The following is a 26,871-nucleotide window of genomic DNA, read 5'->3' on the forward strand; positions in this document are numbered from 1 at the left end:
AATGAAGATTGCATTTCATGGGGCGGCACGTGCCGTTACAGGTAGTAAACACCTGATCACTTTAAAAAATAATACTCAAATTTTATTAGACTGCGGGCTATTTCAGGGGATGGGCGATCTGACCGATGACCTCAACGAATCGTTTGGATTCGATCCCTCCCTGGTCAGTTACCTCATCCTGTCCCATGCACATATCGATCATTGTGGTTTACTGCCCAGGTTGGTAGCTGAAGGTTTTAAAGGAAATATCTACTGCACACCAGCCACCATGGATCTGGCAAGAATACTGATGATGGACTCTGCAAAGATTCAAACTCAGGATGCAGAATATGCGAATAGAAAAAAGCGACAGGAGGAAAGCCCGGAATTTCCTCTCTATACAGAAAAGGATGTGATCCAAACGCTGAGCCAGTTTAAAGTAGTCAACTACAATGAGGACTTTCAGATAGATGCCAATGTGACCCTAAACCTGACCGACGCGGGCCATATCGTTGGCAGTGCGGCAGTTCATTTAAAGATCAACGAAGAAGGAAAAACTACGAACCTGACATTTAGCGGAGATGTGGGAAGGTATGGAGACTTATTATTAAAAAGTCCTCAGTCCTTTCCCCAGGCAGATTATGTCATCATGGAATCCACCTATGGAGATTCCCTGCATCAGGATTTAGAGCCCATCGAAAAGACCCTTAACGAGATCATTCATCAAACCTGCATCCTAAAAAAAGGAAAGGTCATCATCCCTGCTTTTAGTGTGGGTCGTACACAGGAATTGCTGTATGCACTAAATGCGATGGAACTGAAAAATATCCTTCCTGATGTACAATATTATGTAGATAGTCCACTATCGCTCCAGGCGACAGAAGTGCTAAGGAGTCATCCTGAAGTCTATAACAATGGCGTAAAAGAGGTGATGAAAGTGGATAAGGACATCTTTAGCTTTAAAGGCTTAAAGTTTATTGAAAGCGTAGAAGAATCTAAAGCATTAAATAGTGATCTCCGCCCATGTGTCATCATTTCCTCTTCAGGAATGGCAGAAGGAGGCAGGGTAAAACACCACATTCGCAACAACATCAGTGATCAGAAAAACACCATTTTAATGGTGGGTTATGCAGAGCCCAGATCTTTGGCCGGCAAACTACTTGCAGGACAGCCTAAAGTATGGCTTTTCGGACAGGAATATGAAGTCGTTGCAGATGTCCGTTCCATCAGATCAATGAGTGCACATGGTGATTATGAAGATTTACTGCAGTTTCTTTCCGGACAAGATCCAAACCAGGTCAAGCACATTTTCCTTGTTCATGGAGAATATAAGGTACAACAGATATTTGCAGGACATCTTAACGATAAAGGTTTCCATAACGTAACCATTCCCGAATATCATCAGGAATTTGAACTCTAACCATTAAAGGTTTTTTTATCTTTGCCCGATGGACGTTTTTGGTGAAGCATTAAAAGATCAATATACTAAACCACCCGCAGAAACCCTGTGGGTGCATAATTCTTACGATGAACCGGAGGAAATGCCGGTCGACATCTATTTCAGAAATGAATCCGAAATGCCGGAACTGGAGCTGAAAGCGCTGGACCTTTGCAAAGGTAAAATACTGGATGTGGGTGCCGGTGTTGGCAGTCATGCGCTCATACTTCAGCAGCGGGGTTTTAACGTTACAGGAATGGACATCTCCGCTCCTGCCGTTCAAATCATGAAGCAACGTGGACTGAAACAGGCCATCGAAGGAAACATCCTTAAGTATAAGGACCAAAAATACGACACCCTGCTTTTTATGATGAACGGAATCGGCCTGACAGGCTCCATACCGGGGTTAAAGGCGTTCCTTAAACACGTAAAAAGCCTGCTTAATCCCGGCGGACAACTGGTATTCGACAGCTCAGATCTTTCTTATCTATACCAGGAAATTCCTTTTCCTTCCAACGGATATTTTGGAGAAGTGAGCTTCAGGTATGAATACAAAAGCATTAAAGGAAATTGGTTCAAATGGATTTATGTCGATCAGAAAACTTTGACAGATCTCGCAAAAGAGAGCGGATGGACAACCGAGATTATCTTCGAAGATGGTCAGGATCAATATCTCGCAAGGTTAACCTTTTAAAATATAAAAAGGCCTGGTAAAAAACCAGGCCTTTTTCATTTAGTCATTTATGAATTATGCTTTCTCTTCCCAGATGGCAGAGATATTAATGATCGTTTCGACCGCTTTTTCCATATCCTGAACGGAAGCCCATTCCTGTTTACCATGGAAGGCGTGCTCCCCGGCAAAAATATTAGGACAAGGCAAGCCCATAAAGGAAAGACGTGAACCATCTGTTCCTCCGCGGATACTTTGTCTCTTTGGTGTAATTCCAGCTCTCTTTATCGCTTCAACACCATACTCAATTACCTGTGGATATTCGTCCAGCACCTTTTTCATGTTGCGGTACTGCTCTGTAATCTTTAACTCATAAGTCGAGTTCGGAAAGTCTTCAATGATGTTTCTCACCGTAGCATCCAGCAGTTCACCATTCGCTTCTAACTGTTCATCATCAAAAGCACGTAGGATAAAGCGGGCCTGTGCCTGCTCTACACTTCCTGAAATGGTTACCGGATGGATAAACCCTTCCTTCAACTCTGTTGATTCAGGAGAAAGGCAATCTGAAGGTAAAGCACTGATCACATCAGACAAGATCTTAATTGCACTTTCCATTTTTCCTTTTGCAAATCCAGGATGTGTACTTACCCCGTTTATCGTCAGTACAGCTCCATCGGCAGAAAAAGTTTCGTCTTCAATAGAACCTAAAGTTTCCCCATCAATGGTATAAGCAAAATCAGCACCCAGTTTTTTAAGGTCTGCTTTATCTACTCCTCTACCGATTTCTTCGTCCGGAGTAAATAATATTTTAATTGTTCCATGCTTGAAACCCGGGTTCTGCATCAAAAATGCGGCAGCTTCCATAATCTCCGCCAATCCGGCCTTATTATCTGCACCAAGAAGTGTTGTTCCGCTGGCAGTAATGATGTCATTTCCAATCTGGTCTTTTAAATCAGGATGTTCGGACATCTTTAAAACGATGCTTTCATCATCAGGAAGTACCAGGTCCTGGCCCTGATAATTGGCATGAATGATCGGTTTTACATTCGTTCCACTACAATCAGGAGAGGTATCCATGTGTGAGCAAAAGCAAATCACAGGAACATTTTTCTCTGTATTAGAAGGAATAGTGGCATACACGTAACCAAATTCGTCAAGATGAGCATCGGTAACACCCATTTCTAATAATTCCACGACAAGAACTTTTCCCAGGTTCTTTTGCTTCTCTGTGGAAGGGATCGTTGCAGACGTTGGATCTGATTGCGTATCAATCTGCACATACTTTGCAAATCGGTTTTGAAGGGAATTGTTTTTATTTTGATAATTTAGCATAGTCTTAAAAAAAACAAAGCTAAATAATTTGAAAACAATTTTCACCGCATGCCTGTCACTTCTATTCTATATTAATGCCGCTGCACAATCGAACTTCTATAAAATAAGCGCTGGGGGCGGTTTTGGACTCACACAATCTTTCGCAGATTTGAAAAAACATTCCTTTGGACTGGCAGGATATGGTCTTGTAGATTACTATTTTACGCCTTTTATCAGTGCAGGAATAGAAGGACAAATGGGTGAGATCAACGGAGGTAGCACAAAAACAGACCCGAATGAACGCGAGTTTATCAATTCCTACAAAGCTTTTACAATCAATGGAAAAATTGCCCTGGGAGCTTTAATCGACTATCAAAAAGGTGAATTCTCCAATACCATAAAAGGACTCTATGTTGGAACAGGGTTTGGTGTGATTATGAATGATGTAAACAGGGTACGGAAAGAGCCTGTTGATCCGGACCTTCCGGTAACGGACCCTCCGGCACCCGCCAAAATATGGCCGGGAAAGGACAAATCCACAAATTTACTTTTCCCCCTGAATGTGGGCATCAACTTTTATTTTCCGGATCGTTCAGGCTATACCCGCTATATCTTAAATTTCAATTACCAAAGTAACCTTACTATTGGTGAAGGTTTGGATGGCTATGATGAATCCTCAAGAACCTTTAAAAGCGGTGCACCTGACGTGTACACTTATTTCTCTGTCGGACTGAGGTATCAGTTTGGCAGTGTAGGACTCTTCCACAAAACTATTTTTTAACCTTATCAGCAGGAAATCAATGGGCCGTTTAATTTTCATTTTATTTTTGTTAATCAATGCCGGGGCTTTGGCGCAACAAACACCTTTCGAGCGCAGCAATAAAAAGGAAACGGCCACTTATACAGAAGTCATTCATTATTATCAGTCATTGGCAAAAACTTATCCCCAGGCCAAACTGATGACTTATGGTCCCACAGATTTTGGTCCGCCTTTACAACTGCTGGTATTGTCCAAAGACAAAGTATTCGATCCTGTGGCCATCAGAAAAACTGATAAAAGAATTTTGCTGATCAATAATGGCATCCATCCGGGAGAGCCTGAAGGAATTGATGCAAGTATGATGCTCGCACGTGATCTGCTTAAAGAAAACAGATTGCCTAAAAATGTGGTGATCTGCATTATTCCGGTATATAATATAGATGGCAGCTTTAACCGCGGGAATACCTCAAGGGCAAATCAGAATGGCCCAACCGCTTATGGATTTAGAGGGAATAGCAAAAATTACGACCTGAACAGGGATTTCATTAAAACGGATTCTAAAAATTCGCAGTCCTTCCAGGAGATTTTTAACACCTGGCAACCGGAGATATTTGTAGATACCCATACCAGTAATGGCGCAGATTATCAATATACCATGACCTTGATTCCTACGCATAAAGATAAACTACAACCTCTTCTTTCGACTTACCTCACAAAAACGTTAGTTCCTTCCCTGTATCAGGAGATGGAAAAAAAAGGATATGAAATGATTCCCTATGTGAACTCCATTGGAGAAACTCCCGATCAGGGAATCACAGGTTTTCTGGAATCACCACGCTACTCTACCGGATATGCCACATTACACAATACCATCGGTTTTATGCCCGAGACCCATATGCTGAAAGCTTTTGATAAAAGAGTAGATGCCACTTATAAACTCCTGCAAACCTATATCGATGTGGTGGTAAGAGATGCAAAACTGATTGGAGAAAATAAGAAAAAAGCAGACGAAGCGGTCGCCTTGCAGCAGGATTTTGCCATAGAATGGAAACTCAACAAGAACGAGTCAACACCCCTGATGTTTAAAGGTTATGCTGCCAAACAAAAACCAAGCGAGGTGAGTGGTCTCGACAGGTTGTACTACGACCGGAATGAGCCTTATACCAAAGAAATTAAATACTGGAATACTTTCGAGCCCTCTCTGACGGTCAGCAAGCCTATCGCCTACCTCATTCCTCAGGCCTGGACCAAAGTCGTCGCGCTTTTAAAACTCAACCAGGTGAAAGTACAACAACTGAGCAGAGATGCCGTTATTCCGGTAGAAATGTATTACATCAATGATTATAAAACTGCAACACGTCCTTTTGAAGGGCATTACCTGCATACTGCGGTGAAAGTAAATTCAACACTTCAAAACCTGCCCTTTTATGCAGGTGATTATATCGTCTATGTAAACCAACCTACAAACCGGTATATTGTAGAGACATTGGAACCACAGGCCATCGACTCTTTCTTTAACTGGAATTTCTTTGATGCCATACTGGGAATGAAAGAACATTTCTCGTCCTATGTTTTTGAAGATACCGCGGCAGAGCTCTTAAAAAAAGACCCAGCCCTACGGGAAAAACTGGAAAAAGAAAAAGCAGCAAAACCGGAATTGGCAAAAGATGCGGAAGCCCAACTGGATTTCATTTATAAAAATTCCGCCTACTACGAAAAAACACATACCCGTTACCCTATTGGCAGATTGCTAAAAGACCAACACTTAACCTTAAAATAATAATGGATTATATTAATAATACCCCTGTAGCCTCCCTGATTTTTGTTTTTACGATTATTACCAGCGTTTATGCTTTCAACGACCATGGGTTATTTGGAAAATTTATGCTTCATCCTTATAGTGTATCCAGAAAACATAAAGTATATACCTTAATCACCAGTGGTTTGATTCATGCGGATTGGATGCACCTCATATTTAACATGATGACTTTCTTCTTCTTTGCCTTCAGGCTGGAAGCAATGATCGGTTCGTGGCAATTTGGTCTTCTTTATTTTCTGGGCTTGATTCTAAGTGACATTCCTTCGGTCATCAAGCATAAGGATGACATGTGGTACAATAGCCTTGGTGCTTCAGGGGCGATCAGTGCAGTATTGTTCAGCTTTATTCTGTTCGATCCCATGTCTAAGATGATGATCTTTCCTTTGCCAATTCCTATCTGGGCCTGGTTGTTTGGATTGTTATACCTGGCCTATTGCTGGCAGATGTCGAAAAGAGCTCAGGATAACATCAACCATGACGCCCATTTTTTTGGTGCATTAACCGGAATGATCATCACTGTCATCCTTGTTCCCGGAATCATCCCGAACTTTATTGCCAGGTTATTGGGTAACGGGTAAAGAAGCCGGCACAAAATAACTCATCGGATTCGTCGGATCTTTAATGATCTCAAATAACGTATGCCGCCATGGTTTCCAGAAATCCTGTAATACCTGGGCATATGTTTTATGTTGCCAGTGGTCAAACAGTGCTTTGTTTAACGTTCCTCTTAAAGGCATCGCATCAATATAGATAGAACCTTCAACCGGCATAATTGCATATTCAGGGAGTCTGTTGAATAAATATGCAGAATAGTAGAATCTGGCACAAATTTCTTCGAATTGCTGAGGAGAAAGGGCTGTTTTTCCAATCTGATCCAGGATTTCCTGATGGAATTTTTTGTTTGTACCATTGTCCTGAAGGCAGGCAATAATGCCAAAATTCTTCAACTTCAAGGAAAATGTTAAGGTGTTGATCTCATCACGGAAGCTAAAAGCAGTATCCTGTTCTTCTAAAGGTACCACAACAATAGACCATGGCTTGAAATCTTCATATACGACATCCAGGTAAATGCTCTGGATCATGGTGTTCAGGTTGCCGAATTTATGCATCAGCCCCTGCGACATATTTACTCCGTCTGAACTGATTTGCTGCAAACGTACCGCAGCATTCATCTCTACATAAATCAGGCTATACATAAATTTACCGATCCATTTAAACAGATCTTCTTCTTCCAATTGAGAAACGGCATCGTAACCTTTGGAAAAAGCATCTGCAATCTTCTCTTCCAGAGGCTGGATAAAATGAGTAAAGACTTCTGTGTTACAAGGTACTTTTAAGGTATTGTACGACCGCACACTTTCATCCAGCAATTTAATCTGTTCCTCACCGCTAAAGTTGGCCACTTCCAAAAGCCAGGCAGGTAAGATATTGATTTCCTCCACCGGAGATTTGAAAGTATCCCCGCTCAGGAAGCAATTTTTATACTTGAAATCGAAGTTTTTAAAAGGCTGGTATATTGTGCTATTCATACAGGGCACAATATTAAGTATATTATTTTTACATTCGCGGAAGCACCGATTTTTTAACTTTGATATTACTATTAGTCCCTTCATATGCAGGCAACCTACACCTCTTATCATCTCGAATTAAAGCACCCTTTTGCTATCGCTAAATTTTCAAGGACCAGCACACCAATCATGTTGCTGAAACTGAGTTATGAAGGTAAGGATGGATATGGAGAGGCTTCTATGGTTCCTTATATGGGGGAAAGCGTAGCCAGTGCCCAGTCCTTTTTAAAGAAGGTCGACTGGAAAAGGTTTGTATACCCCTTTAATTTCGAAGAGATCATTGCCTATCTGGACGACATTGAAAAAGGACAGCCCGCCATAAAAGCAGCGATAGATATTGCGCTCAATGACCTGAACGGAAAGATATTGGAAAAACCCTGTTACGAAATCTATGGCGCAAATCCTTTAAAGATGCCGGTCACCTCTTATACCATTGGGATTGATAGCCTGGATGTCATTAAAGAAAAGGTAACCGATGCCAAAGACTTTAAAGTATTGAAAGTAAAGCTGGGAAGAGATAATGATAAAGAACTGATCAATACCATCAGGACGATCAGCAATGTGCCACTATATGTAGATGCCAATCAGGGCTGGACGGACAGGAAGCAGGCCATAGATATGATTTACTGGCTGCATGACCAGGGAGTTGTGTTGATTGAACAGCCAATGGATAAAGCCAATCTGGAAGGAAATGCATGGCTGACAGGTCGCAGTCCGATTCCGATTCTGGCAGATGAAGCCGTACAGCGACTGGTTGATATGGATGCCCTGAAAGGGGCTTACCATGGTGTAAATATTAAACTGATGAAGAGTACAGGAATGTATGAAGGGCATCAGATGATCAAAAAAGCACGTTCATTCGGGATGAAAGTACTGATCGGATGCATGAGTGAAACTTCTTGCGCCACACAAGCAGGAATGGCTCTTGCTCCGCTTTGCGACTGGGCGGATCTGGATGGCCCATGGCTTACCAAAAACAATCCTTTTGATGCCCCGCAAATCATTGCGGGGAAATATCAATTGAAAGACCTGCCTGGCCTGGGCCTCGAAGGGATTAACCCAAATCTTTTTGCCTCTTCTTAAGTGCGCTACGCATCTCTTTGATGAGTTGCAGTTTCAGGTAAAGAAAGAATGCGGCTGTCGCCACAAAAAGAACAATTACCAGATACTTTGTATTGTTAAAAGCCCATACCGCTCCGAAGATGGATACAATCAGACCCAGGTTATAAAAAACGTTTAATGCAATTTTCTTTCCCATGTCTTAGTAAACAGGCATGTTAGGGTCAAACGCTTCCTGCCATGCAAGGATTCCACCTTTAAGGTTGTACAAGTTGGTAAATCCCAACATTTGCTCCAACTGCATGATTGCTGCTGCACTTCTTTTGCCACTTCTGCATTGTACAATCACAGGTTTATCCTGAGCAATCTGATCTGCTTCAATCAGGATACCACCTAAAGGGATATTCAGACCATCAAGATTCGATGTTTCATATTCGAAAGTTTCTCTCACATCAATCAGTTGGAAATCTTCCTTATTATCGATTTTTGCTTTTAATTCCTGAACGGTTATTTCCTTAATCATATGTTTTGCTTTTTTCAAAGATAAGCAATGCCGAAATTATTAAGGGTAAAAAAACCACAAAATCACATTAAGATGAAGATAATCGAATCATTTCAAGTGGATTACTGTAACAACTGGCAGGGTCGGGCGTTTAATAGTATTCTAAATTTAAATTGATTTCTGCATCATGAACACGATATCCCGCTTCTTTTGGTTTTGCTCCGGGGCACATATTTCTACGCTTGAAAAACACCCGACTGAGCATAATAAGTATATTGGAATAGGTGCTACCATTTTCTTTACCGGATTATTTGCAGCACTATCAGGTGGTTACGCCATGTATTTCGTCTTCAAAGGTGATACGGCGGCCGTTCTTTTTGCCCTATTTTTTGGTCTGATCTGGGGACTCGCCATCTTTAATATGGACCGTTATATCGTGTCGAGCATCAACAAGAGCTCCAGTACGAATAAGCAAATTCTACAGGCTACACCCAGAATTTTACTCGCCATTATGATCGGGATCGTCATCTCCCGTCCACTGGAATTGAAAATCTTTGACAAAGAGATCAAAGAGCGCCTTAAAGTGAGTTACCTCAATAATCAACGGTCAAAGATTGATACACTGAATGCCGCTTTCGGGAATAAATATAAGATCGAGATGGACAAGCTGAATGGGGTAAAAGCAGAAAGGGACTCCCTGGCAAGCGCCATAAAGGCCGACCGTCAGAAGTTAAACTTCGAAATTTTCGGGAATAAAACCACGGAAACATCGGGTGTAATGGGCTATGGTCCTTATGCGAAACGAAAGGAAGCAGAACTGAAGCAAAGAGAGCAGAATCTGGATACGTTAACCGCAGATGTCAGGGCTTTGGAAAAATTTGTAGACGGAAGAAAGCAATTTGACGGACTCATGACGGAAAAACTGTATACCGGAAAACAACTCGACAGCCTGACCAGTATTGCCGGCTTTGCAGACCGCAACTGGGCCCTCGGACAACTGAGCTTCAATACCGATGGAACAAGAGATCTGAATACCTCCCTGGCAGTCACCTTCATTGGTCTGCTGTTTATCTTTTTTGAATGCCTTCCCGTTTTTGTAAAACTGATGAGCAGCAGTGGTCCTTACGACCATTCCGTTCAAAACCAGGAAAGCAGCCAGGTTCATGAGTCGGACAAGGATAAAGACTATGAAATTGCAGTCGTCGATGGCGTTCATGATACTCGTGTCGCGACAGAAATCACGAGAAGAAAAAGACAGCTGACTCATCCTCCTTCAGAAGAGGAATAAAAAAGTATCCGGCAGACCTTCGATAAGTAAAAAAGAGGCTCGGAAGTTAGCCTCCTGATGGTTACCTTTAGGGCTAATTAACTACCCTTTAAAATAAAATAACCAGTCTTTAAACGCAATAATACGATATAAATGAAAGCATCATGATCTTACAAATCACATAACGAAATGTTTATCAAGATCATGATCGCTTCATAACCGCTAAGCTGAGTTTACAAGTTCTTGAAAACCATTGAAAATCAATAAAAAGATTGAAAAAAAATAAATATATTCTGATGAAAAAAACAATTTACACCTTATTCGCATTGTTCCTTGCCCAGCAGACATGGGCACAGGATATTGATAAAATCATTACCAAGCCCTATGTAGACCGCTTAATCAAAACGCTGAGCAGCGATGAAATGCAAGGCCGGGCAACCTTCTCTCCGGGGATTGACAAAGCAGCTAGCTTCATAGCGGCAGAGTTTAAAAGCATAGGCTTAAAACCACTGGAAGGAAAAACTTTCAGACAATCGTTCTTTCAGCAAAAACTAAAACCAATCAGCACTAAGGTTACCATTGATGGGAAAGAAATCGCTGCATCAAATGTGCTCGTTTACGGGAATACGGTAGAAAGCCTCGTCTTTGATAAGGCCAACAGTGCCGGATGGACAAAGCTTGATCCTGAAAAACCTCTTATGGGCCAGATCAGAACCCTAAGCAAAGAGAACAAAAACCAATTGGTATTGGTAGATCCCAAATTTGCCGAGTCGTTTAACCGTGTCAGAGATTACCTGGCCGGTGGCACAGATCTGGATGAAAAGAAAGTAAACGAACCTTCGGCCGCATTGGTATTGGTCATGGGAGAAGAAACGGTTGCCAATGATTTTAAAGTAGAGGTAAAGAGCAAACTGGAAAAGCTTTCCTTATTTAACGTAGCAGGGGTTATTCCCGGGAAATCAAAAGCCAAAGAGCTCGTTGTTTTTTCTGGTCATTATGACCATTTAGGAATCATCAAAGGCGATGGTCAGGACAGTATCGCCAATGGCGCCGATGATGATGCATCCGGAACAACTGCAATGATTGCACTGGCAAAATATTACAAAAAGTTAAACAATAACGAGCGCACTTTAATCTTTGTGGCGTTTACAGCAGAAGAAATCGGCGGCTTCGGTGCAAAACATTTTTCACAAAAGCTAAACCCTGACGACGTGGTTGCGATGTTTAATATTGAAATGATTGGAAAGGACAGCAAGTTTGGAAAGAATACTGCTTTTATCACAGGATTTGATAAATCTGACTTTGGTAAGATTCTTCAGAAAAATCTGGAAGGCACAGAATTCACTTTCCATCCGGATCCCTATCCACAGCAAAACCTTTTCTATAGAAGCGACAATGCAACCTTAGCCGCACTAGGCGTTCCTGCACATACGATCAGCACTGATCAGATCGACAGCGATAAATTCTATCATACGGTAAAAGACGAATATGAAACACTCGATTCGGATAACATCCTATCTACCATAAAAGGAATTGCCAAGAGTGCAATCAGCATTATAAAAGGAATTGATACCCCTACCAGAATCCCAAAATTGAGTAATTAATTATCATATACCCCCTTTATGACTTTTATTAAACCTAACAAACTCACCTTTCTTGCAGCCACCGCGTTATCGGTCTGCATGACCATGGGTGTCGCTTTAACCGCAGCGGCACAACAAGAAACATTATTAATCCGCAGTCCTGCTGTAAGTGCCAATAATCTGGCCTTTGTATACGGTGGTGATATCTGGATCTCTGGAAAAGATGGAAGCAATCCGAGAAGACTGACTGTAAATCCGGCGGTTGAACAGAATCCCCTATTTTCTCCTGATGGAAAGCAAATTGCATTTACCGGAAATTACGACGGAAATACAGATGTATATGTGATTTCAATCGAGGGTGGGGCGCCTAAAAGAGTAACCTTTCACCCGAATGAGGACCTCCTTAGAGGCTGGATTGGAAACGATCAATTGTACTTCACCTCGACTCGGGATTTTCGCTTTGCATTAAGTCCAAGGCTCCACAAGGTGAATCTGGATGGTACAGGAGAACAGCCTTTACCAATGCCTGAAGCCGTTCAGGGAAGCCCTTCCCCAGATGGACGTTATTGGGCATATATCAAAAATACGGACCCGACAGAACGCGCCCGGGTTGCCTTTAAACGCTATCGTGGTGGAGGAATGCCTCAAATCTGGATCTTTGATACTAAAACAAACCATACAGAAATCATTCCTGGTCCGGGCTCGAACAATGTGAAGCCACAATGGCTGGGAAACAAGGTTTATTTCCTTTCAGACAGAGATCTTACCATGAACCTGTTCAGTTATGATGTTTCCAGCAAAAAAACAGAGAAACTGACCGACTTTAAGGACTATGACATCAGAACATTAACTGCTGGTCAGGAGGCACTGGCTTTTGAACAAGGAGGGAAAGCTCACCTGTTGGAAACTGCCAATAATAAAGTAAAATCAATTGCGATCAATATCCAGGCTGATGTGCCTTATAAACGCCCGCGTTATATTGATATGGCCAGCGCCATTGGAAACATGGAGATTTCCCCAAAAGGAGTAAGGGCTTTGTTTGAAAGCCGGGGAGAAATCTTTTCTGTACCGAAAGAAAAAGGGGATGCAAGAAATGTTTCCAACTCTCCCGGTAGTTTCGAAAAATTCCCTGCCTGGTCTCCTGATGGAAAATACATCTCTTACCTTTCTGATAAAAATGGCAGCTATCAATTGGTACTGTTGAATCAGGTAACGAAAGAAGCACCAATCTATATTTCTTTAGGAAACATGCCTTTCTATTACCAACCAATCTGGTCGCCGGATAGTAAGAAACTTGCCTACGGTGATACCCACCTGAATCTTTTTTACATTGACATTAATGACAGGAAACCAGTACTGGTGAAAGCCGATAAGGACGGTTCGAGTCCTGGCAGAAGCTATAGTGCGCTGCAACCTGCCTGGTCTCCGGATTCTAAGTGGATTTCTTATGTGGCTACACTTCCAAATGCAGTAAGTGCGGCCTTTCTCTATAATGTAGATAAAGCTAGTCATACCCAGGTTACAGATGGAATGAGCAATGTAAACTCGCCAAGTTTTAGCCGTGATGGCAAATATCTTTTCTTTACCGCAAGTACAGATGTAGGGCTCACCAATAGTGGTCTGCATATGTCAGCCTATCAGCGTCCGGTAAATTACAATGCTTATGCCTTAATTCTTTCTAAAAAAACGCCTTCCCTGTATAAAACAGAGAGCGATGAAGAAAGTGTAAAGCCTGATGAACAACCGGAGAAGAAAAAAGAAGAACCCAAAAAAGGCAAAAAAGGAAAAGAAGACAAAAGCAAAGAGTCAGCTGCTGTACCTGAAAAAAAATCTATAGAAGTAGATCTTGCTGATTTAAGTAACCGGATTATCGCCTTACCTATTCCGGCAGGTAGTATTCAGGGTTTAGACGGAAGTGTTGAAGGACAGGTACTATATTTCAGAAATGGTGAGCTAGCTACGCTGGATTTAAAAAAAATGGAGACTTCGAATCTGGTCAGCGGAGTGAATAGTCTAAGCATCAGTGCGGATGGAAAATCGATGATGTACAGCTCAAGAGGGAACTACTACATTGTAGATGCCGCAAAAAAACCGGCAACATCAGAGACTGGCAAAGTAAAGCTCGATGGCATTAAAGTGTTGATTGATCCGGCTGCCGAGTGGAAACAAATGTTCAATGAGGTCTGGAAAATGGAAAAAGATCTCTTCTATGTAGAGAACATGCATGGAACGGATTGGCCGGCGATGAAAGTGAAGTATGAAAAATTCCTTCCTTATGTAAACCATCGTTCTGACCTTTCCTATTTGTTTAATGAGATGATGGGCGAAATGGTAGTTGGGCACAACTATATCTATCCAGGTGACGAGCCTAATGCGCCTGCAGTTGGCGTGGGAATGTTAGGTGCAGATTATGAGGTCGACAATGGCTTTTATAAGATAGGCAAGATCTTTACTCGCCTGGACTGGAATCCAACATTTAAAGCGCCACTTGCGGAGCCGGGATTAAACATTAAGGAAGGTGATTATATTGTTGCGATCGAAGGAGTCCCTTTAACAACAAAAACATCAATCTTTAGCCTTTTTGATTTTAAAGCAGGCAAACAGGTCGCCATAAAGATCAACAGCAAACCAAGCCTTGAAGGTGCAAGAGAAGTGGTAGTGGTACCAGTTAATGTTGCTCAGGAGATGGAATTGAGGAGAATGGATTGGGTGGAGAACAACCGCAAAAGAGTGGATAAACTGAGTAACGGACAAATTGCTTACGTATACATGCCCAATACAGGTTCTGACGGCTATACCTATTTTAACCGTTATTACTTCTCTCAGATGGATAAAAAAGCCTTGCTAATGGACGAAAGGAACAACGGAGGTGGTTGGGTTGCAGATTATGTGATCGACCTGTTGAGTCGCGAGTTAATTAGTTATTGGGCCATCAGAGACGGAAAAAGCTTTACCACTCCAGGTAATGGAATTTTCGGTCCAAAAGCAATGCTGATCAATGAGAATGCAGGTTCAGGAGGTGATATGATGCCTTATATGTTTAAAAACAAAGGATTAGGTAAACTTGTTGGCCGTACGACAATGGGCATCCTTGTAGGCATCAGTGGTTATCCGAGTCTGATAGATGGAGGAAGCATCACTTCTCCAAACTTTGGAATTTATGATACCAATGGAAAATGGATCATAGAGAATGAAGGTGTTGCTCCTGACATCTTTGTAGAACAAACACCAAAAGACCTCCTGGAAGGAAGAGACCCTCAGTTAGAGCGCACTGTTCAACAGCTTCAGGAAGAAATGAAAACTTATAAATATCCAAATGTAGCAAGACCTAAAGATCCGATCAGAGGGCATTAAGCCTTAGATCGTCTTTTGCATCACATAATCATTCATAAAGAAACCGTTGCCGATATCAAGGTTAACGGTTTCTTTTATGATAAAGCCTGCGCTTTCATAAAAATCTTTAGCCTTATTTTCCCGGTTAACATTCAACTCCAGTCGTAAGCCACCTTCTGCTTTTACTTTATCCAGAACTTCGTTGATCAGAAATTTCCCCACGCCCTTCCCATGGCATTCAGGCAAAACATAAAGTTTGTGTAACTTATAGATTTTATGGATAGGATCTATAACTGAGTAAGATGCAAAACCGACGTCTTTGGCCTTGATTTCTGCGATCAGGAATACACATCCTTCTAAAAGCTGCTCCAGTAAAACCCCTTTATTATACATCTTTTCCAACATGTAATCGATCTGCTCCTGGCTTATAATTGCGCCATAAGCAGGCCCCCAGGTTAAGCGGGCAATTTCCTGAATGACCGGAAGGTCTCTCTCTTTTCCTTTCCTAAGCAGGATCATAACTTTTCACTGACAAACAAATAAGGTGTTGTAAAGTTAAACGTAACAAAGCCGTCGTTAATTACACTAAAATCACCATTTTCATCTTGTTTCAGGTTACTCGTTTCAAAATAAGAGACCACTTCGATGTGGAAGATGCTGCCTTTAGGCTTCCAAATGCTAAATCCGGACTTAATGGCATAGGCTTTTTCCGTTTCGGTAAAGACGACGACATTAATCTCTGAGATATAACTTCCCAATTCTCTCAGGTTGCTCTTTTCATCAATGACATTAACCGCAGGATATTTCTCTGCAATCAGGTAGTCGAGGACCGCATCGAGTTCATTTGTGGAAGCCTGAATTACTTTTGTATTCTCCTGAAAGAAATCCTGACCAGTAGCATTGACCACAATGTCGACCTTTAACCCGAGACTGATCAATTTCTCATAAAGAGAGGAATTGACAATTAAGGTTGGGCTCCATTCCAGCAATTGTCCCAGATATTCTTCATTAAAAGCGCCCAAATGATGGATATACAGCGCTGGCTCCTGTTTTTCTCTAACGATATGATGTGATGACATAAGGCAAATATATCTTATTTTTTTTCTTATTTTCGTCTAATTCAAACCAGCCTTTCCCGATAAAGCATTACTCATGTATGGATGATCATCGCCGCAGTATCATAAAGAACTGGAAGCTATTAGTGGAAGGGGAAAAACAAGGGCTGTATACCTGCTTTAACCTTTTTTACGATGATTTATACCGCTTTGGCCTGTCCTTATACCGGGATCCGGAATTGATTAAAGAAAGCATTCAAAACCTGTTTATAGAACTTTGGGCAATCCGGGATAAGCTGGCTGATGTAGGAAACATTCAACAGTATGTTTTTACGATCTATAAGCGGATCATCTATAAGACTCATCAAAAATCATTCAGCAATGACCCTGACCGTAAGCTGCCACTGGAAGAGGTCGAGGAGGAGATGCTCAGCGTAAAATCTTATGAATCCATCTTAATCGCCAGTCAGGAAGATGAGTACCTTAAAAAGAGGTTAAAGTATGCCCTTGCGAAGTTAACCCCACGACAGAAGGAGATTATTCTGATGCGTTATTTTGAATGCCTCTCTTTTAAAGATATTGCACACAAAACGCTGTTGACGGAAAGAACGGTTTACAATACCCTTCATAGTGCCATTAGCGCTTTGCGTGAAAATCTTCTTTTTATCTGGCCTTTCTTTTAATTAAATTTTTAGCCTGATCTTTTTCTTTTCCAACAGTCCGGTAATCATCACAATAATCAAGGCATATACTAAGGACTTAGCCAAACCAATTGCCCCTGTTCGTAAGAAGGCCGGCAGTTGAGGAATGCTGAGCAGCGTTAGGAATGCATAATGAATATAAGGCAACAGATAACAGGTCAATGTGCTTGTTCCCGCAGCCTTAATTGGCAAATACCAATTCCGTTGGTTTAAGATCTCCGTCAGGTAAACAATCAGGGCAAAAGTAAGCGCAGTGATTCCCGCACAGATGCTTGTCCAGGATGGTGTAGCCCTTATTTTTGAGATTCCCCAGACTGGATTGCTCAAATAGCCAAACAGGAGTAATATTGCACTAAATGCGATGACACTGATCCAGAACCTGGAGCTTTTACTTCCAAATTGCCGATAAAGTAACGCCGTGATAATTCCCGCGAGGGGCAATGCAGGCATAGATCCATCTCCGGCAATCCAAAGGTATGGACGTACTCCGGAAAGAAATTCCAGCCAGCCCAGATTATTGGCAGCACTAAAAAAAAGGAAAAACACAAATGCCGTAACCTGTAATATCAGCTTTCCGCCAGAGAAGAGAAACACACAACTGGAAATAAAATAAGCCCAGCCAATCAGGCCTAAAATACCCCACCATTGTACTTTCATCGCCATGATTCCAGAAGATTCATCACTTTCAAACAAAATGGCCATCCCAATCAGCAAGAGAATACCTATTGCTTTTAAAGCTTTGCTTAAAGCTGGTTTATAGGAAGTATAATCCAACCAAACCAGGAAGAAGCCAATGGTCACTAAAATCTGCCAGATTGGTTTGCTCAGACTTGCCGTCTCACTATAGCTTTCCATATTTACATGAAAGAATCCCATGACCAACAAAGCGACCGTTCGGGAAGAGATGTGAAAAAACAGCTGCAGGTTATGGTCTCCTTTTTTTCGTCTGCTTTGAATCGCATAGGGTACAGATAAGCCAACGATAAATAAAAACGCAGGAAATACGACATCGGCAAGTCCCATATAATTTGCATCTGCCGGCGCATGTTCCAGCCAGGATGGAATCCCAGTTAATGTCCAGAGGTCGTTAACAAAGATCATGAGCACCATTACTCCTGCTCTTAGGGCATCAATAGCGACCAGACGTGGTGCTGAATCTTTTAATGGTATGGTGGTCATTCTTAGTTTAGTGTTTTATAAATAGCACCCATTAAGGAATTTGCGCCCTTTACATCATAATCGCCGGCATAGAGGTAAGCACCTTTAAACCCGTTCGCCTTAATGTAAGCTGTTTTTTTATCCACCAAAGGAATGCCATTGTAATATACACCAAATTTAATCTCCGCTTTTTCTTTGTTGTAAGCGTTGGGGTCTGCCGCCATAATATCTTTAAAAGGCATATAATCATAAGAGCCCCAACCAAGATTATTTCCTGCTGCATTGACCTCATTGAAGCGTAAACCAAATGCAGGAATCCCGATGACAATTTTTTCTTTAGGCATCTTATTTTTCCAGATATCAGCCCCTGCAACCATAAAATCAAAACCGGAAGGCTGACCTAGCGGTGCATTCGGACCAACATGGATGCCATCTTCATAGGCATGTACATTTACCCAATCTGCTTTACTGAAGTCTGCTACCGGATAATCCCAATGCAAATAATTGGTCGTCACAGAAACCGTTAATATTTGTGTAGGCAGGGCTGCACGAAGCAGCGTTAAAAAAGGACCTATAGACTGCATGCTTTTTGTGGTCACTGCCCCATCGTCATTTCCCAGATCTGTCATGAGGATATCTACACCATCTATTTTGTGGTCCGTTACATATTGAGCTACGGTTGTTGCCAGCGCGGCTCTTTTCGCCGGATCACCGATGACAGCACCAAAATCAGCATTGTTATAAAGCGACCAGCCATCGACTCCTGATAGGGTTCCCGTTACTCCTAATAATAATGGCACTTTATTAATGTGCGCCCGGGCCACCTGCTCATCAAGATTCTGAGCCTGATTCCCCTTCGAAAAATCAACAGCCCCGGTAGGTGTTACCCTTGCCCCTGTATACACAATATGCGTTACCGTTGCATAGTCTACACTTGCAGCCGTCGCATTTTCTGTCAGGTAAGCTACTGCTACATTTGTAAAAGTTTTTGGCGTATAGGTGGAGGGACTCACCAGCACCTTTGAAATCCGGGTGGAGGTCTGGCCATTATAGGTCGCCTCTACTTTAATTTCATACTCTCCTCCTGCTTCAGGCGTAAAAGTAAAGGCCGTATCGGTAGAAACTTCCTTATTGTTCAGCTTCCAGGAAATCTTGGTTTTCTCCATTGGTTTTGGAGAAAAAGCCAAACCTGAATATATGGCCGACTGCCCCTGGAATATGATTCTGCTCGGGCTGGTAAAAACCCCTCCATTGTCTATAATCCTGGGATGAAAATTATCATCGTAATCGGCTTCCTTTCCTTTTTTACATCCAACGATACAGGCCAGTAAAAGGAGGGATAGCACTAAGTATTTTATATTTCCCATGTGGTATGTCTTTAATGATGAATTCATCATATGTATTTAAATCTTATTAATTTTTAATATCCGCATCAATTGCCTTCAGTAAAGAGTATTCTCCATCGGCATCTCCTAAAAGCTGCCAGATCATCACTCCTCCGGCTTTCTTTTGTAAGGCATAAGAAAGTTTTTTCTTTATGGTAGGCCAGCCGTTATAGTAAAATGTTCCTTTACCGGGCAATTCCCAGAGGTCGGCCTTTTCAGCTCCCGGATACCGTTGTACGATTTCTCCATAAGTCAGGCTTTCCGAAATATCAGGTCCAAAACCATAGGCATAAAAAGGAAGCCCCAGAACGAGTCTTTCTGCAGGAATGCCACGTAACACGTTCCAGTGGTTAAAATCAGTTTCTGCAGCCTCATAAGTGGAATGAGGACCAGGTTTGTCCTTTCTCCATGGACCGGTCTGGTCATAAGACATGATATTGATCAGGTCCAATAAAGCCAGCGCTTTATCAGAATAGGCAGCAGAGTTCCAGGTCGCCACCGCAGCAGTCATCAGTTTACTTTCCTTTTTAAGTGCAGCAGATAAACCGGTTACAAAGGCTTCGTAATGTTCATTGACAAAATCACCCTCCAGGTCTACATCTATTCCGTCCAGGTTATAGGTTTTTATCAATTGCATTAATCCATCCACCAATATTTTTCTCCTATCCGGTTTTAACAGTTCTTTAAGGTACTGTGGCGGATCACCACCAGCGATAGCGGCAATCACCTTCACCTGCTGCAGGTGTGCTTTCTTTACCAATTCTGCCAATCCGGCTACAGGTGCAAAAACACCCGAGGCATCCGGATTAATAAATGCAATGTTCAAATGGGTAATTTTACTCAGGTCAATTTTGGCTGACTCCGCCAGTAAATCACCTCCGGCGAACATATAGCCTACCACTTTAAAACGACCAGATTCTTCTTTTTTAATTTCCGGTTCAGCCGCTTTTACCGGAGTCTTACCACAGCTGGTAAGCACCAGCGAAAGACAGATCAGCTGACAAAACAATTTTATAGGTTTCATAATTCTCTTTTTATAGGTTACTCCTTATCCCACCAAACTCTTTTGATCCAGCTATCTACCCCACCTAATGCCGGTAAGACTTTCTCAAAGTTTGCCTTATTTTGTTCTTCTTCCGTGAAAGGATATTCAAATCTCCTCGGAATGGTCAGGCTCTCTCCTGTTTCAGAATCCCCCACTGCAGGGATTAAATTGGGAAAACCAGATCTTCTCCAGTTGGCATAGGCTTCAGGTCCGTTTAAGAATAAAGTAATCCAAAGTTGTTTATTAATGGTCTCTATCTCCCTACCCGCAACCAATTGATTTCCCTGAATAAAAGTGTTGATTTCGTTCGCCGGCACCGTTGGTCCTCCCGGGAAAAAGCTCAATTGCTGAAAAGCAGCAGTCACTCCTTTTTCATAATGGCTGGCAGCAGTTCCTCCAAATGATGGTCCAAACCGAACGGTAGCTTCTGCAAGCAACAGCTCTACCTCCGAATAGGTGAGGTGCAAAAAGGGCGCATTGAAGCGAAGCAGGAAGTTTGCCGGTTGGGCTTTCTGGTCATTATTCACTGCCGTATAAGGTCCCTTTCCCGGAATGTCAACAATAACATTCGGTAAAAAGCCATCCCAGATATAACGTCCGGGAATCACGCCAACATATCCTACTTTTTCGACCAAAGGCGCTGTAAGGTCAATCCGGCTTAACGGGTTTCCACCAGGAATATCCACATAATATTTCACCATATATTTCATTCTGGGATCGTTGGTTACCCGCAGCTGATCAAGAAAAGGGGTCGTGAAACGCCCGGGAACACCTCCTCCATTAAAGAAGGAAGCCGAAACCGCATTTCCACGGATATTACCTTTCCCATCCTCATAAGGATTTTGAACATCTTCATGATCTAACTTACAAACATCTCCATTGCTGGTAAATACCCCTTCATTATAGGCTTGCTGAGCTTCCGCCTGCGCTTTTGCAGGGTCACGCTTCACCAGCCGCATGGCCAGACGTAAATGCAGAGAGCTGGCAAATTTCTTCCAGGCATTGATGTCTCCACCATAAAACAAATCACCTTTCACGATGTCTTTCGCCGCATCAAGCTGCGCTCTTGCCGCTTTCAACTCCTGGAAAAAACTGGTATATATTTCCTCCTGAGTATCAAATTTGGCTTTTGTTCCAAGACCAGCTTCACTATAAGGAAGATCACCATATAAATCAGTCATTCTGGCAAAGTTGTATACCTTCATGATGCGGCAAACGGCATTCAGGTTTGTTTTATCCGGAACATTTGTGGTTCTTTTTACCGCGTCTACCGCATTTACAAGATCTGTTCCATAGGAATCTTCCCAAAGCACCCCCATAATATTGGGATCCCGGAAATAAATCCCTCCCCAACGGTTGCTATATGGTCCTGCAATGTGCTGAACCAATGGCATGGTCATCATAAAAGTTGTTCGCTCATTTACGTTCAGATCACCGGAAAACCGCAGCTGAATTAAAGAGAGCTGTACCGAAGGATCCAGGTTAGAGGACCTTGTCGGATCAATATTTGTATCCCCAAATTTTTTGCAGCCGCTAAATGCCACTGCAATGATTAATAAACTGAGGAGGTATGTCTTTAAAATCTTTTTCATTGTCATCTTATTTAAATACTTACCTGTTAAAATCTAAAATTTAAATTAAGGCCAAAGCTTCGTCTACCGGGCAGAGAGCCATACTCAATACCTTGTCCATTTCCATTATTGTAGTTGGAATCGGGATCAACATTGGGCACATTCTTATAAAGAATAAACGGGTTTCTGCTCACTAATCCTACCTGAACATCTTTCACTCCCCATCTGGAGGTCAACGTGGAAGGAAGACGGTAATTCAAAGTGATCTCCCTGATTTTGACGTAAGAAGCATCATAAATAAAAGGTCTGGCAACAGAGTTGGAAACATCGAGAATTCTTCCCCAATAAACTGAAGGGTCTACTGCCTTGGTATTTTGGCTATATACAGGACTTCCATCCGCATTGGTTCCCGTTTGCACAACGCCAACCGGCACAAGTCCTCTTACCATTCCTGATGAAGTCCATTCCTGAATGGTTTTTCCTGCCGCCTGACGGTCTTCTTCAGATTTGATCCATTCGGCTCTTCCTCCTAATGTTGTTTTCAGACTTCCCGCCCCGGCAGCAGAATAATTGGTCAGAGAGAGTAAATCAGCTCCAAACTTCAAGTCGAAAATTGTTCCCAGACTAAAGTTCTTGTACCTGAATGTACTGCTCAACCCTCCTGTCCAGTCAAAGATTCCTTTTCCTACAATCTGTCTGGTAGGACTTAACATGGGTTGAAGGTCTATTGGGTTCAGGATAATATTTCCCTGAGGATCCTTTTGATAGTCGAATGCCAGAATTGCGCCATAAGAAGCTCCCGGCTGTGCGACCACGGATACGCCCATCCAACGCGCATCAGAAAGACTTAGAAAGGGTGTTCCCGGTGCTAAAGACTCTACTTTGTTGACATTTCTGGCAAAGCTGAAGTTTAGATCCCAGGTAAAGTCCTTGCTACTAATGGGGGTACCACTCAAGGCAATTTCTATGCCTTCATTTGAGATCACCCCTGCATTTTTGATCTCATTTCTATATCCTGACGAAGGAGGAACAGGTACGATATTCAGCTGATCTTTTGATTTTGAATTGTAATAAGTAAGGTCAAGCCCCAACCGCTGACCAAAGAATTTAAGTTCAGTACCGAATTCATAAGAACGTGTCGTAGTCGGTTTCAGGTCTTTATTTGGTTTTATACTCGTAGAAATCCCTCCGATGGTCTGTCCCTTAAAAGGCAAAGGACTTGTCGCATAATAAGCATCCGTCAGGTAAGGATCCGTATCTGATGCCACCTGTGCAATGGATGCCCTGATTTTACCGAATGATAATATCTTTTTATCCATTTTGAGTGCTTCAGTGAAGACAAAACTTCCACTTAGCGAGGGATAGAGTTTACTATTTTTCCCTAAAGCAAGGGTAGAATAAGCATCCTGCCGAAGTGTGGCATCCACATATAGATAGCCTTTATAACCAGCGGCGATAATTCCGTATACCGAATTAAAAGATTTCCTATAAGCGGTAGGCTGTACCGATTGAGAAGTATAACTGGTAGGACTAACGACATCCAATACCGTTTGATTTGTAAACTGCAGGATACTTCCATCTGCTCTGCTTCGGGTGAGGCTACTCCCCAAACGGGCAGATAAGTTTAAGGAGGGAGTTACCTGTCTTTCAGCAGAAAGCAATAAATCGGCCTCAATGGTTTTCAATTTTCTTTTAGTTTGATCCAGTGTTCCTGTAAGCGCCCCCGGCGTAGATCTTGGACTAAACTTTTCAAAGTCAAGGTCTGTCTGATCAGCAGATGCTCTTCCCTGAAGATTTAACCAGCTTAAAATGCTATAGTTGAGTTGCAATGTCCCCATTAAACGATCCTTGGTCGTTTTATTTCTCATTTCATTGATCACCCAGTAAGGATTCAGGCGATATTGGTTTCCATTATTCCAATCTAAATAACTTCCATCGGCATTTCTATATTCATTTTTAAAACGGGCCTGATCCACTGTATTTGCCAGGGAGAGGAAGCTATTTCCAATATTTGCAGGATCATCGGCCAGCGAAGGTCTGTTGTCTACCTTTTCATTCATATAAAAAGCCCTTGCTTCCAGGGTGATCTTAGATCCGAATTTAGAGCTTCCATTGAAGGTAAAGGAGTTTCGGTGCATTCCGCTGGCAGGAATGATGTCCTTATTCGTCAGATTGGATGCAGAGAAACGGAAGGAAGAAACGTCAGAGGCATTTGTAAACGAAAGCGTATTGTTAAATGTTGATCCCGTTCTGAAAAATCCATCGATATTATTCTTCACATAGGCATAAGGCTTACGTTCGCCCGTTCCGGTAATCACCATTAAATCAGGGTCAATTCTGGCACCAAAATTCTTTGTTAAAGTATTATAATCCTGTATGGCAAGTGTATTCAACTGTTGCTTGGTTCCCTGACCATACAGCGATTGATAGCCATCATAGCTGGTCAGCTGACTTTCAATGGAGGAGGTATTGTTAAATTCTATCCCCAGATCTTTCGATCCGACTCCTTTTTTAGTCGTGATCAGAATCACTCCATTGGCCGCTCTGGCACCGTATAACGCCGAAGCTGAAGCTCCTTTAAGGACACTGATTTTATCCACATCATCCGGATTGATGGCAGATATGGCATCACCCAAATCCAGACCAGCAGCATATTGCCCCGAACCGGTCCCTCCGTAATTGGAATTGTCTATCGGAACTCCATCTACTACATACAATGGCTGATTGTTACCTGTCACAGTGGTACTTCCACGAATAATGACCCGGGAAGACCCCGCAGGCCCTCCTGCTGTTCCGGTAATGATCAATCCCGGGACTTTCCCTGCTAAAGAGTTGATCACATTGATCTCTCTGGCTTTTTTAAGCCCCTTTCCATCTACTTCAGATACTGCGTATCCTAAAGATTTTTGCTCTCTTTTAATTCCTAAGGCAGTCACTACCGCCTCTTGTAATTCTGTAGTCGCTTCTTTTAGCACAATCGTTACACTTTTCTGCTGCTCGTTCGCTACAATTGCCGCTTCCTGAAAGCCCAGCATCCTAAAACGAATCACATCCCCATGATCTGCAGGGATAGAGAATGCACCATCGGCATTGGTTGCCACCGTTTTGTTGTTCTTCGTATTAACGACAACAACACCGGGAATGCTGACTTTTTTTTCATCAGTAACCCTCCCTGTTAAGGTAAAAACAGCACTAGTCCCCGGAACAGGTTGGTAAGACTGAATCATAATGGTCTGCCCATTGATCTGGTATTTAATACTTACTTTTTTAGAGATGGCATTCAGAATTTCATCAATCTTTTGTTTTTCAATCTTAAGATCGATACGCGCATTGACATTCAAGTCCAATGGGTTGTAAGAAAAGTGGACCCCTGCTTCGCCTTCGATCTGCTTAAAAGCATTTAGAACCGTTGTATTTTTCCAATTAAAGGAATATCGTTTGTCCTTTGACTGCGCATATCCTGATAAGGAAATAATCAGGATAAAGGACAAACAGGCTTTCAACAGAAGCCCATAAAAAAAATAATAGGGGGGTAAGTTTTTTTTCATACTGGTTTGGTTGGTTAGTTTGGTTGGTGGGTGGTTACTTTTTGTCGAAATCAAGCGTTACGATATCATCTTTTATGGTGTAAGTAAAATGGTTAGAAAATCCTATGGCTTTAAGCACTTCGCTAAGTCCTTCATTGACGAATGTTCCGGTAAAAGCAATTGGTTTTTTCGGTTGGTTTCTGCTCCGTACTTCAATTCCATAAATCTCTTTTAAAACAGATTTGATCTCTTTTAAAGAAGCCATTGAGAATACCAGTTTACGGTTTTTCCAATTGTCGATTTCTTCCAGGTCAAAGGTTGATTTGGCAAATTTGTCAGAAGTAACCTCTACCTGTTCACCCGGAACAAGTTGCAGATGATCTACGACTTTCTTATCAACCAGGGAGCCGACACTCACTTTTCCGGAATTGAGCATGATTAACGTATGTGCCCGGTTGTTGTAATTATTGATCTTGAAGGATGTTCCTAAAGCGGTTGTCGTTGTGGTACCGGAAATGACAATAAAAGGCTTTTCTTTATTTTGAGCAACCTCAAAATAAGCTTCTCCATTTAACCAAAGAATTCTCTTTTCCTGATTATAATGACCATCCAGCTTAAGTTCCGTTGATCCATTGATGGTTACTTTAGTTCCATCACTGAGGCTGAGGGTCTTTCTTTCATTGTAAGCTGTTTTTAGGAGCATACTTTTGCCCCCAGCGGCGTATGGCTGGATTTGATTTCCATATTCCTTTTTATTGAATAAGGCATAGACGCCAATGCAAAGCAGAATTGCAGCAGCAATAGAGATCCAGGAACTACGACTCATAAGGCGCCTTAGCGGTACTTCTTCTATGAGCCCTGCTTGCTGCTCCGCACCTTCTATGACTAGCTTAAGTTTGTTTAGTTCCTCTTGCTTTTCCCGGGGATCAATCTTTACAGCGAGTAAAAAGAAAAGCGTTTTTGCTTTATAGATCTTTTCTTTCAGCTGAGGTTGTTCCTTCAGGATATTTTTCCAGAACAAAACATCTTCCTGAGGACCTCCCAGGCAATAATTAACAAAGCTTTCCTCAGTTAAAAAGTCTTCAATGGCATAGGCATCGTATTTCATTCCAGCGGTTATATAATTTTATAACTACAAGT

The 26,871-nt window shown here is 42.1% G+C and carries 22 protein-coding genes; 10 read left to right on the forward strand and 12 right to left on the reverse strand.

The window, feature by feature from the left end; genetic code table 11:
- Window position 1 precedes the first annotated feature (1 nt).
- Window positions 2-1,399 carry an MBL fold metallo-hydrolase gene (locus tag AAFF35_RS28515; RefSeq protein ID WP_342329835.1) on the forward strand — a complete coding sequence of 466 codons (1,398 nt, stop codon included), beginning with the start codon at window positions 2-4 and terminating at the stop codon, window positions 1,397-1,399.
- Window positions 1,400-1,427: 28 nt separating this feature from the next.
- Entirely contained in the window at window positions 1,428-2,111 is a 684-nt protein-coding gene (locus tag AAFF35_RS28520) for a class I SAM-dependent methyltransferase (RefSeq protein WP_342329836.1), read from the forward strand.
- Window positions 2,112-2,165: 54 nt separating this feature from the next.
- Here AAFF35_RS28520 and pepT read toward each other — a convergent pair whose 3' ends face one another.
- Window positions 2,166-3,419, reverse strand: a complete 1,254-nt coding sequence (pepT, locus tag AAFF35_RS28525) for a peptidase T (RefSeq protein ID WP_342329837.1) — start codon at window positions 3,417-3,419, stop codon at window positions 2,166-2,168.
- A 28-nt stretch (window positions 3,420-3,447) separates the two neighbouring features.
- Between pepT and AAFF35_RS28530 the strand changes: the two genes are divergently transcribed.
- From AAFF35_RS28530 to AAFF35_RS28540, 3 genes are read left to right on the forward strand one after another with little or no spacing between them, the layout of a single operon-like run.
- On the forward strand, window positions 3,448-4,179 hold the full coding sequence (locus AAFF35_RS28530) for an outer membrane beta-barrel protein (RefSeq protein ID WP_342329838.1): 732 nt from the start codon (window positions 3,448-3,450) through the stop codon (window positions 4,177-4,179).
- 19 nt (window positions 4,180-4,198) lie between these two features.
- On the forward strand, window positions 4,199-5,938 hold the full coding sequence (locus tag AAFF35_RS28535) for a M14 family metallopeptidase (RefSeq protein ID WP_342329839.1): 1,740 nt from the start codon (window positions 4,199-4,201) through the stop codon (window positions 5,936-5,938).
- Window positions 5,939-5,940: 2 nt separating this feature from the next.
- Entirely contained in the window at window positions 5,941-6,555 is a 615-nt protein-coding gene (locus tag AAFF35_RS28540) for a rhomboid family intramembrane serine protease (RefSeq protein WP_342329840.1), read from the forward strand.
- Here AAFF35_RS28540 and AAFF35_RS28545 read toward each other — a convergent pair.
- On the reverse strand, window positions 6,538-7,506 hold the full coding sequence (locus AAFF35_RS28545; RefSeq protein WP_342329841.1) for a hypothetical protein: 969 nt from the start codon (window positions 7,504-7,506) through the stop codon (window positions 6,538-6,540). The genes AAFF35_RS28540 and AAFF35_RS28545 overlap by 18 nt on opposite strands.
- A gap of 84 nt (window positions 7,507-7,590) precedes the next feature.
- Here AAFF35_RS28545 and AAFF35_RS28550 point away from each other — a divergent pair, with 84 nt between their 5' ends.
- Complete coding sequence (locus AAFF35_RS28550) at window positions 7,591-8,628, forward strand: dipeptide epimerase (RefSeq protein ID WP_342329842.1); 1,038 nt, start codon at window positions 7,591-7,593, stop codon at window positions 8,626-8,628.
- On the opposite strand, the gene AAFF35_RS28555 is transcribed toward AAFF35_RS28550, so the two are convergent.
- Window positions 8,600-8,803, reverse strand: coding sequence for a DUF6358 family protein (locus AAFF35_RS28555; RefSeq protein ID WP_342329843.1), 204 nt, complete (start codon window positions 8,801-8,803; stop codon window positions 8,600-8,602). The genes AAFF35_RS28550 and AAFF35_RS28555 overlap by 29 nt on opposite strands.
- Before the next feature lie 3 nt (window positions 8,804-8,806).
- Window positions 8,807-9,124: a rhodanese-like domain-containing protein gene (locus tag AAFF35_RS28560; RefSeq protein WP_342333386.1), complete on the reverse strand. Its 318-nt coding sequence runs from the start codon at window positions 9,122-9,124 to the stop codon at window positions 8,807-8,809.
- 169 nt (window positions 9,125-9,293) lie between these two features.
- Here AAFF35_RS28560 and AAFF35_RS28565 point away from each other — a divergent pair, with 169 nt between their 5' ends.
- From AAFF35_RS28565 to AAFF35_RS28575, 3 genes are all read left to right on the forward strand, one after another.
- The gene (locus AAFF35_RS28565) at window positions 9,294-10,394 is read left to right on the forward strand and encodes a DUF4407 domain-containing protein (RefSeq protein ID WP_342329844.1); all 1,101 of its coding nucleotides are present in this window, start codon (window positions 9,294-9,296) and stop codon (window positions 10,392-10,394) included.
- Window positions 10,395-10,669: 275 nt separating this feature from the next.
- The gene (locus AAFF35_RS28570) at window positions 10,670-11,977 is read left to right on the forward strand and encodes a M20/M25/M40 family metallo-hydrolase (RefSeq protein WP_342329845.1); all 1,308 of its coding nucleotides are present in this window, start codon (window positions 10,670-10,672) and stop codon (window positions 11,975-11,977) included.
- 18 nt (window positions 11,978-11,995) lie between these two features.
- Entirely contained in the window at window positions 11,996-15,310 is a 3,315-nt protein-coding gene (locus AAFF35_RS28575; protein ID WP_342329846.1) for a PDZ domain-containing protein, read from the forward strand.
- A gap of 3 nt (window positions 15,311-15,313) precedes the next feature.
- Here the strand turns inward: AAFF35_RS28575 and AAFF35_RS28580 are convergent, their stop codons facing one another.
- Both AAFF35_RS28580 and AAFF35_RS28585 read right to left on the reverse strand, forming a co-directional pair.
- A complete protein-coding gene (locus tag AAFF35_RS28580; protein WP_342329847.1) occupies window positions 15,314-15,808 on the reverse strand; it encodes a GNAT family N-acetyltransferase in 495 nt (164 codons plus the stop codon).
- A complete protein-coding gene (locus tag AAFF35_RS28585) occupies window positions 15,805-16,368 on the reverse strand; it encodes a thiamine pyrophosphokinase (RefSeq protein WP_342329848.1) in 564 nt (187 codons plus the stop codon). The genes AAFF35_RS28580 and AAFF35_RS28585 overlap by 4 nt, the downstream gene beginning before the upstream one ends.
- A 77-nt stretch (window positions 16,369-16,445) precedes the next feature.
- Between AAFF35_RS28585 and AAFF35_RS28590 the strand changes: the two genes are divergently transcribed.
- The gene (locus AAFF35_RS28590; RefSeq protein WP_342329850.1) at window positions 16,446-17,027 is read left to right on the forward strand and encodes a sigma-70 family RNA polymerase sigma factor; all 582 of its coding nucleotides are present in this window, start codon (window positions 16,446-16,448) and stop codon (window positions 17,025-17,027) included.
- Here the strand turns inward: AAFF35_RS28590 and AAFF35_RS28595 are convergent, their stop codons facing one another.
- Genes AAFF35_RS28595 through AAFF35_RS28620 form a run of 6 tightly spaced genes read right to left on the reverse strand, consistent with a single transcriptional unit; the run spans window position 17,028 to window position 26,839 of the window.
- On the reverse strand, window positions 17,028-18,224 hold the full coding sequence (locus AAFF35_RS28595; protein ID WP_342329851.1) for a DUF5009 domain-containing protein: 1,197 nt from the start codon (window positions 18,222-18,224) through the stop codon (window positions 17,028-17,030).
- 2 nt (window positions 18,225-18,226) lie between these two features.
- A complete protein-coding gene (locus AAFF35_RS28600; protein ID WP_342329852.1) occupies window positions 18,227-19,570 on the reverse strand; it encodes a glycosyl hydrolase family 18 protein in 1,344 nt (447 codons plus the stop codon).
- 46 nt (window positions 19,571-19,616) lie between these two features.
- Window positions 19,617-20,612, reverse strand: coding sequence for a glycosyl hydrolase family 18 protein (locus tag AAFF35_RS28605; protein WP_342329853.1), 996 nt, complete (start codon window positions 20,610-20,612; stop codon window positions 19,617-19,619).
- Between the two features lie 17 nt (window positions 20,613-20,629).
- Window positions 20,630-22,225, reverse strand: a complete 1,596-nt coding sequence (locus AAFF35_RS28610; RefSeq protein ID WP_342329854.1) for a SusD/RagB family nutrient-binding outer membrane lipoprotein — start codon at window positions 22,223-22,225, stop codon at window positions 20,630-20,632.
- A gap of 26 nt (window positions 22,226-22,251) precedes the next feature.
- Window positions 22,252-25,752 (reverse strand): SusC/RagA family TonB-linked outer membrane protein, encoded by a 3,501-nt coding sequence (locus AAFF35_RS28615; RefSeq protein ID WP_342329855.1) that lies wholly within the window; start codon window positions 25,750-25,752, stop codon window positions 22,252-22,254.
- A gap of 34 nt (window positions 25,753-25,786) precedes the next feature.
- Window positions 25,787-26,839, reverse strand: a complete 1,053-nt coding sequence (locus tag AAFF35_RS28620) for a FecR family protein (RefSeq protein WP_342329856.1) — start codon at window positions 26,837-26,839, stop codon at window positions 25,787-25,789.
- Between the last annotated feature and the right edge of the window lie 32 nt (window positions 26,840-26,871).

The organism is Pedobacter sp. FW305-3-2-15-E-R2A2, from assembly GCF_038446955.1.
Classification (GTDB): Bacteria; Bacteroidota; Bacteroidia; order Sphingobacteriales; family Sphingobacteriaceae; genus Pedobacter.

Coding starts and splice junctions, on each gene's coding strand:
- AAFF35_RS28595 (WP_342329851.1), bottom strand. CDS start 18,224: ATGACCACCATACCATTAAAAGATTCAGCACCACGTCTGGTCGCTATT.
- AAFF35_RS28610 (WP_342329854.1), bottom strand. CDS start 22,225: ATGAAAAAGATTTTAAAGACATACCTCCTCAGTTTATTAATCATTGCA.
- AAFF35_RS28550 (WP_342329842.1), top strand. CDS start 7,591: ATGCAGGCAACCTACACCTCTTATCATCTCGAATTAAAGCACCCTTTT.
- AAFF35_RS28620 (WP_342329856.1), bottom strand. CDS start 26,839: ATGAAATACGATGCCTATGCCATTGAAGACTTTTTAACTGAGGAAAGC.
- AAFF35_RS28565 (WP_342329844.1), top strand. CDS start 9,294: ATGAACACGATATCCCGCTTCTTTTGGTTTTGCTCCGGGGCACATATT.
- AAFF35_RS28575 (WP_342329846.1), top strand. CDS start 11,996: ATGACTTTTATTAAACCTAACAAACTCACCTTTCTTGCAGCCACCGCG.
- AAFF35_RS28555 (WP_342329843.1), bottom strand. CDS start 8,803: ATGGGAAAGAAAATTGCATTAAACGTTTTTTATAACCTGGGTCTGATT.
- AAFF35_RS28580 (WP_342329847.1), bottom strand. CDS start 15,808: ATGATCCTGCTTAGGAAAGGAAAAGAGAGAGACCTTCCGGTCATTCAG.
- AAFF35_RS28600 (WP_342329852.1), bottom strand. CDS start 19,570: ATGGGAAATATAAAATACTTAGTGCTATCCCTCCTTTTACTGGCCTGT.
- AAFF35_RS28535 (WP_342329839.1), top strand. CDS start 4,199: ATGGGCCGTTTAATTTTCATTTTATTTTTGTTAATCAATGCCGGGGCT.
- AAFF35_RS28585 (WP_342329848.1), bottom strand. CDS start 16,368: ATGTCATCACATCATATCGTTAGAGAAAAACAGGAGCCAGCGCTGTAT.
- AAFF35_RS28545 (WP_342329841.1), bottom strand. CDS start 7,506: ATGAATAGCACAATATACCAGCCTTTTAAAAACTTCGATTTCAAGTAT.
- AAFF35_RS28570 (WP_342329845.1), top strand. CDS start 10,670: ATGAAAAAAACAATTTACACCTTATTCGCATTGTTCCTTGCCCAGCAG.
- AAFF35_RS28590 (WP_342329850.1), top strand. CDS start 16,446: ATGGATGATCATCGCCGCAGTATCATAAAGAACTGGAAGCTATTAGTG.
- pepT (WP_342329837.1), bottom strand. CDS start 3,419: ATGCTAAATTATCAAAATAAAAACAATTCCCTTCAAAACCGATTTGCA.
- AAFF35_RS28615 (WP_342329855.1), bottom strand. CDS start 25,752: ATGAAAAAAAACTTACCCCCCTATTATTTTTTTTATGGGCTTCTGTTG.
- AAFF35_RS28605 (WP_342329853.1), bottom strand. CDS start 20,612: ATGAAACCTATAAAATTGTTTTGTCAGCTGATCTGTCTTTCGCTGGTG.
- AAFF35_RS28515 (WP_342329835.1), top strand. CDS start 2: ATGAAGATTGCATTTCATGGGGCGGCACGTGCCGTTACAGGTAGTAAA.
- AAFF35_RS28520 (WP_342329836.1), top strand. CDS start 1,428: ATGGACGTTTTTGGTGAAGCATTAAAAGATCAATATACTAAACCACCC.
- AAFF35_RS28540 (WP_342329840.1), top strand. CDS start 5,941: ATGGATTATATTAATAATACCCCTGTAGCCTCCCTGATTTTTGTTTTT.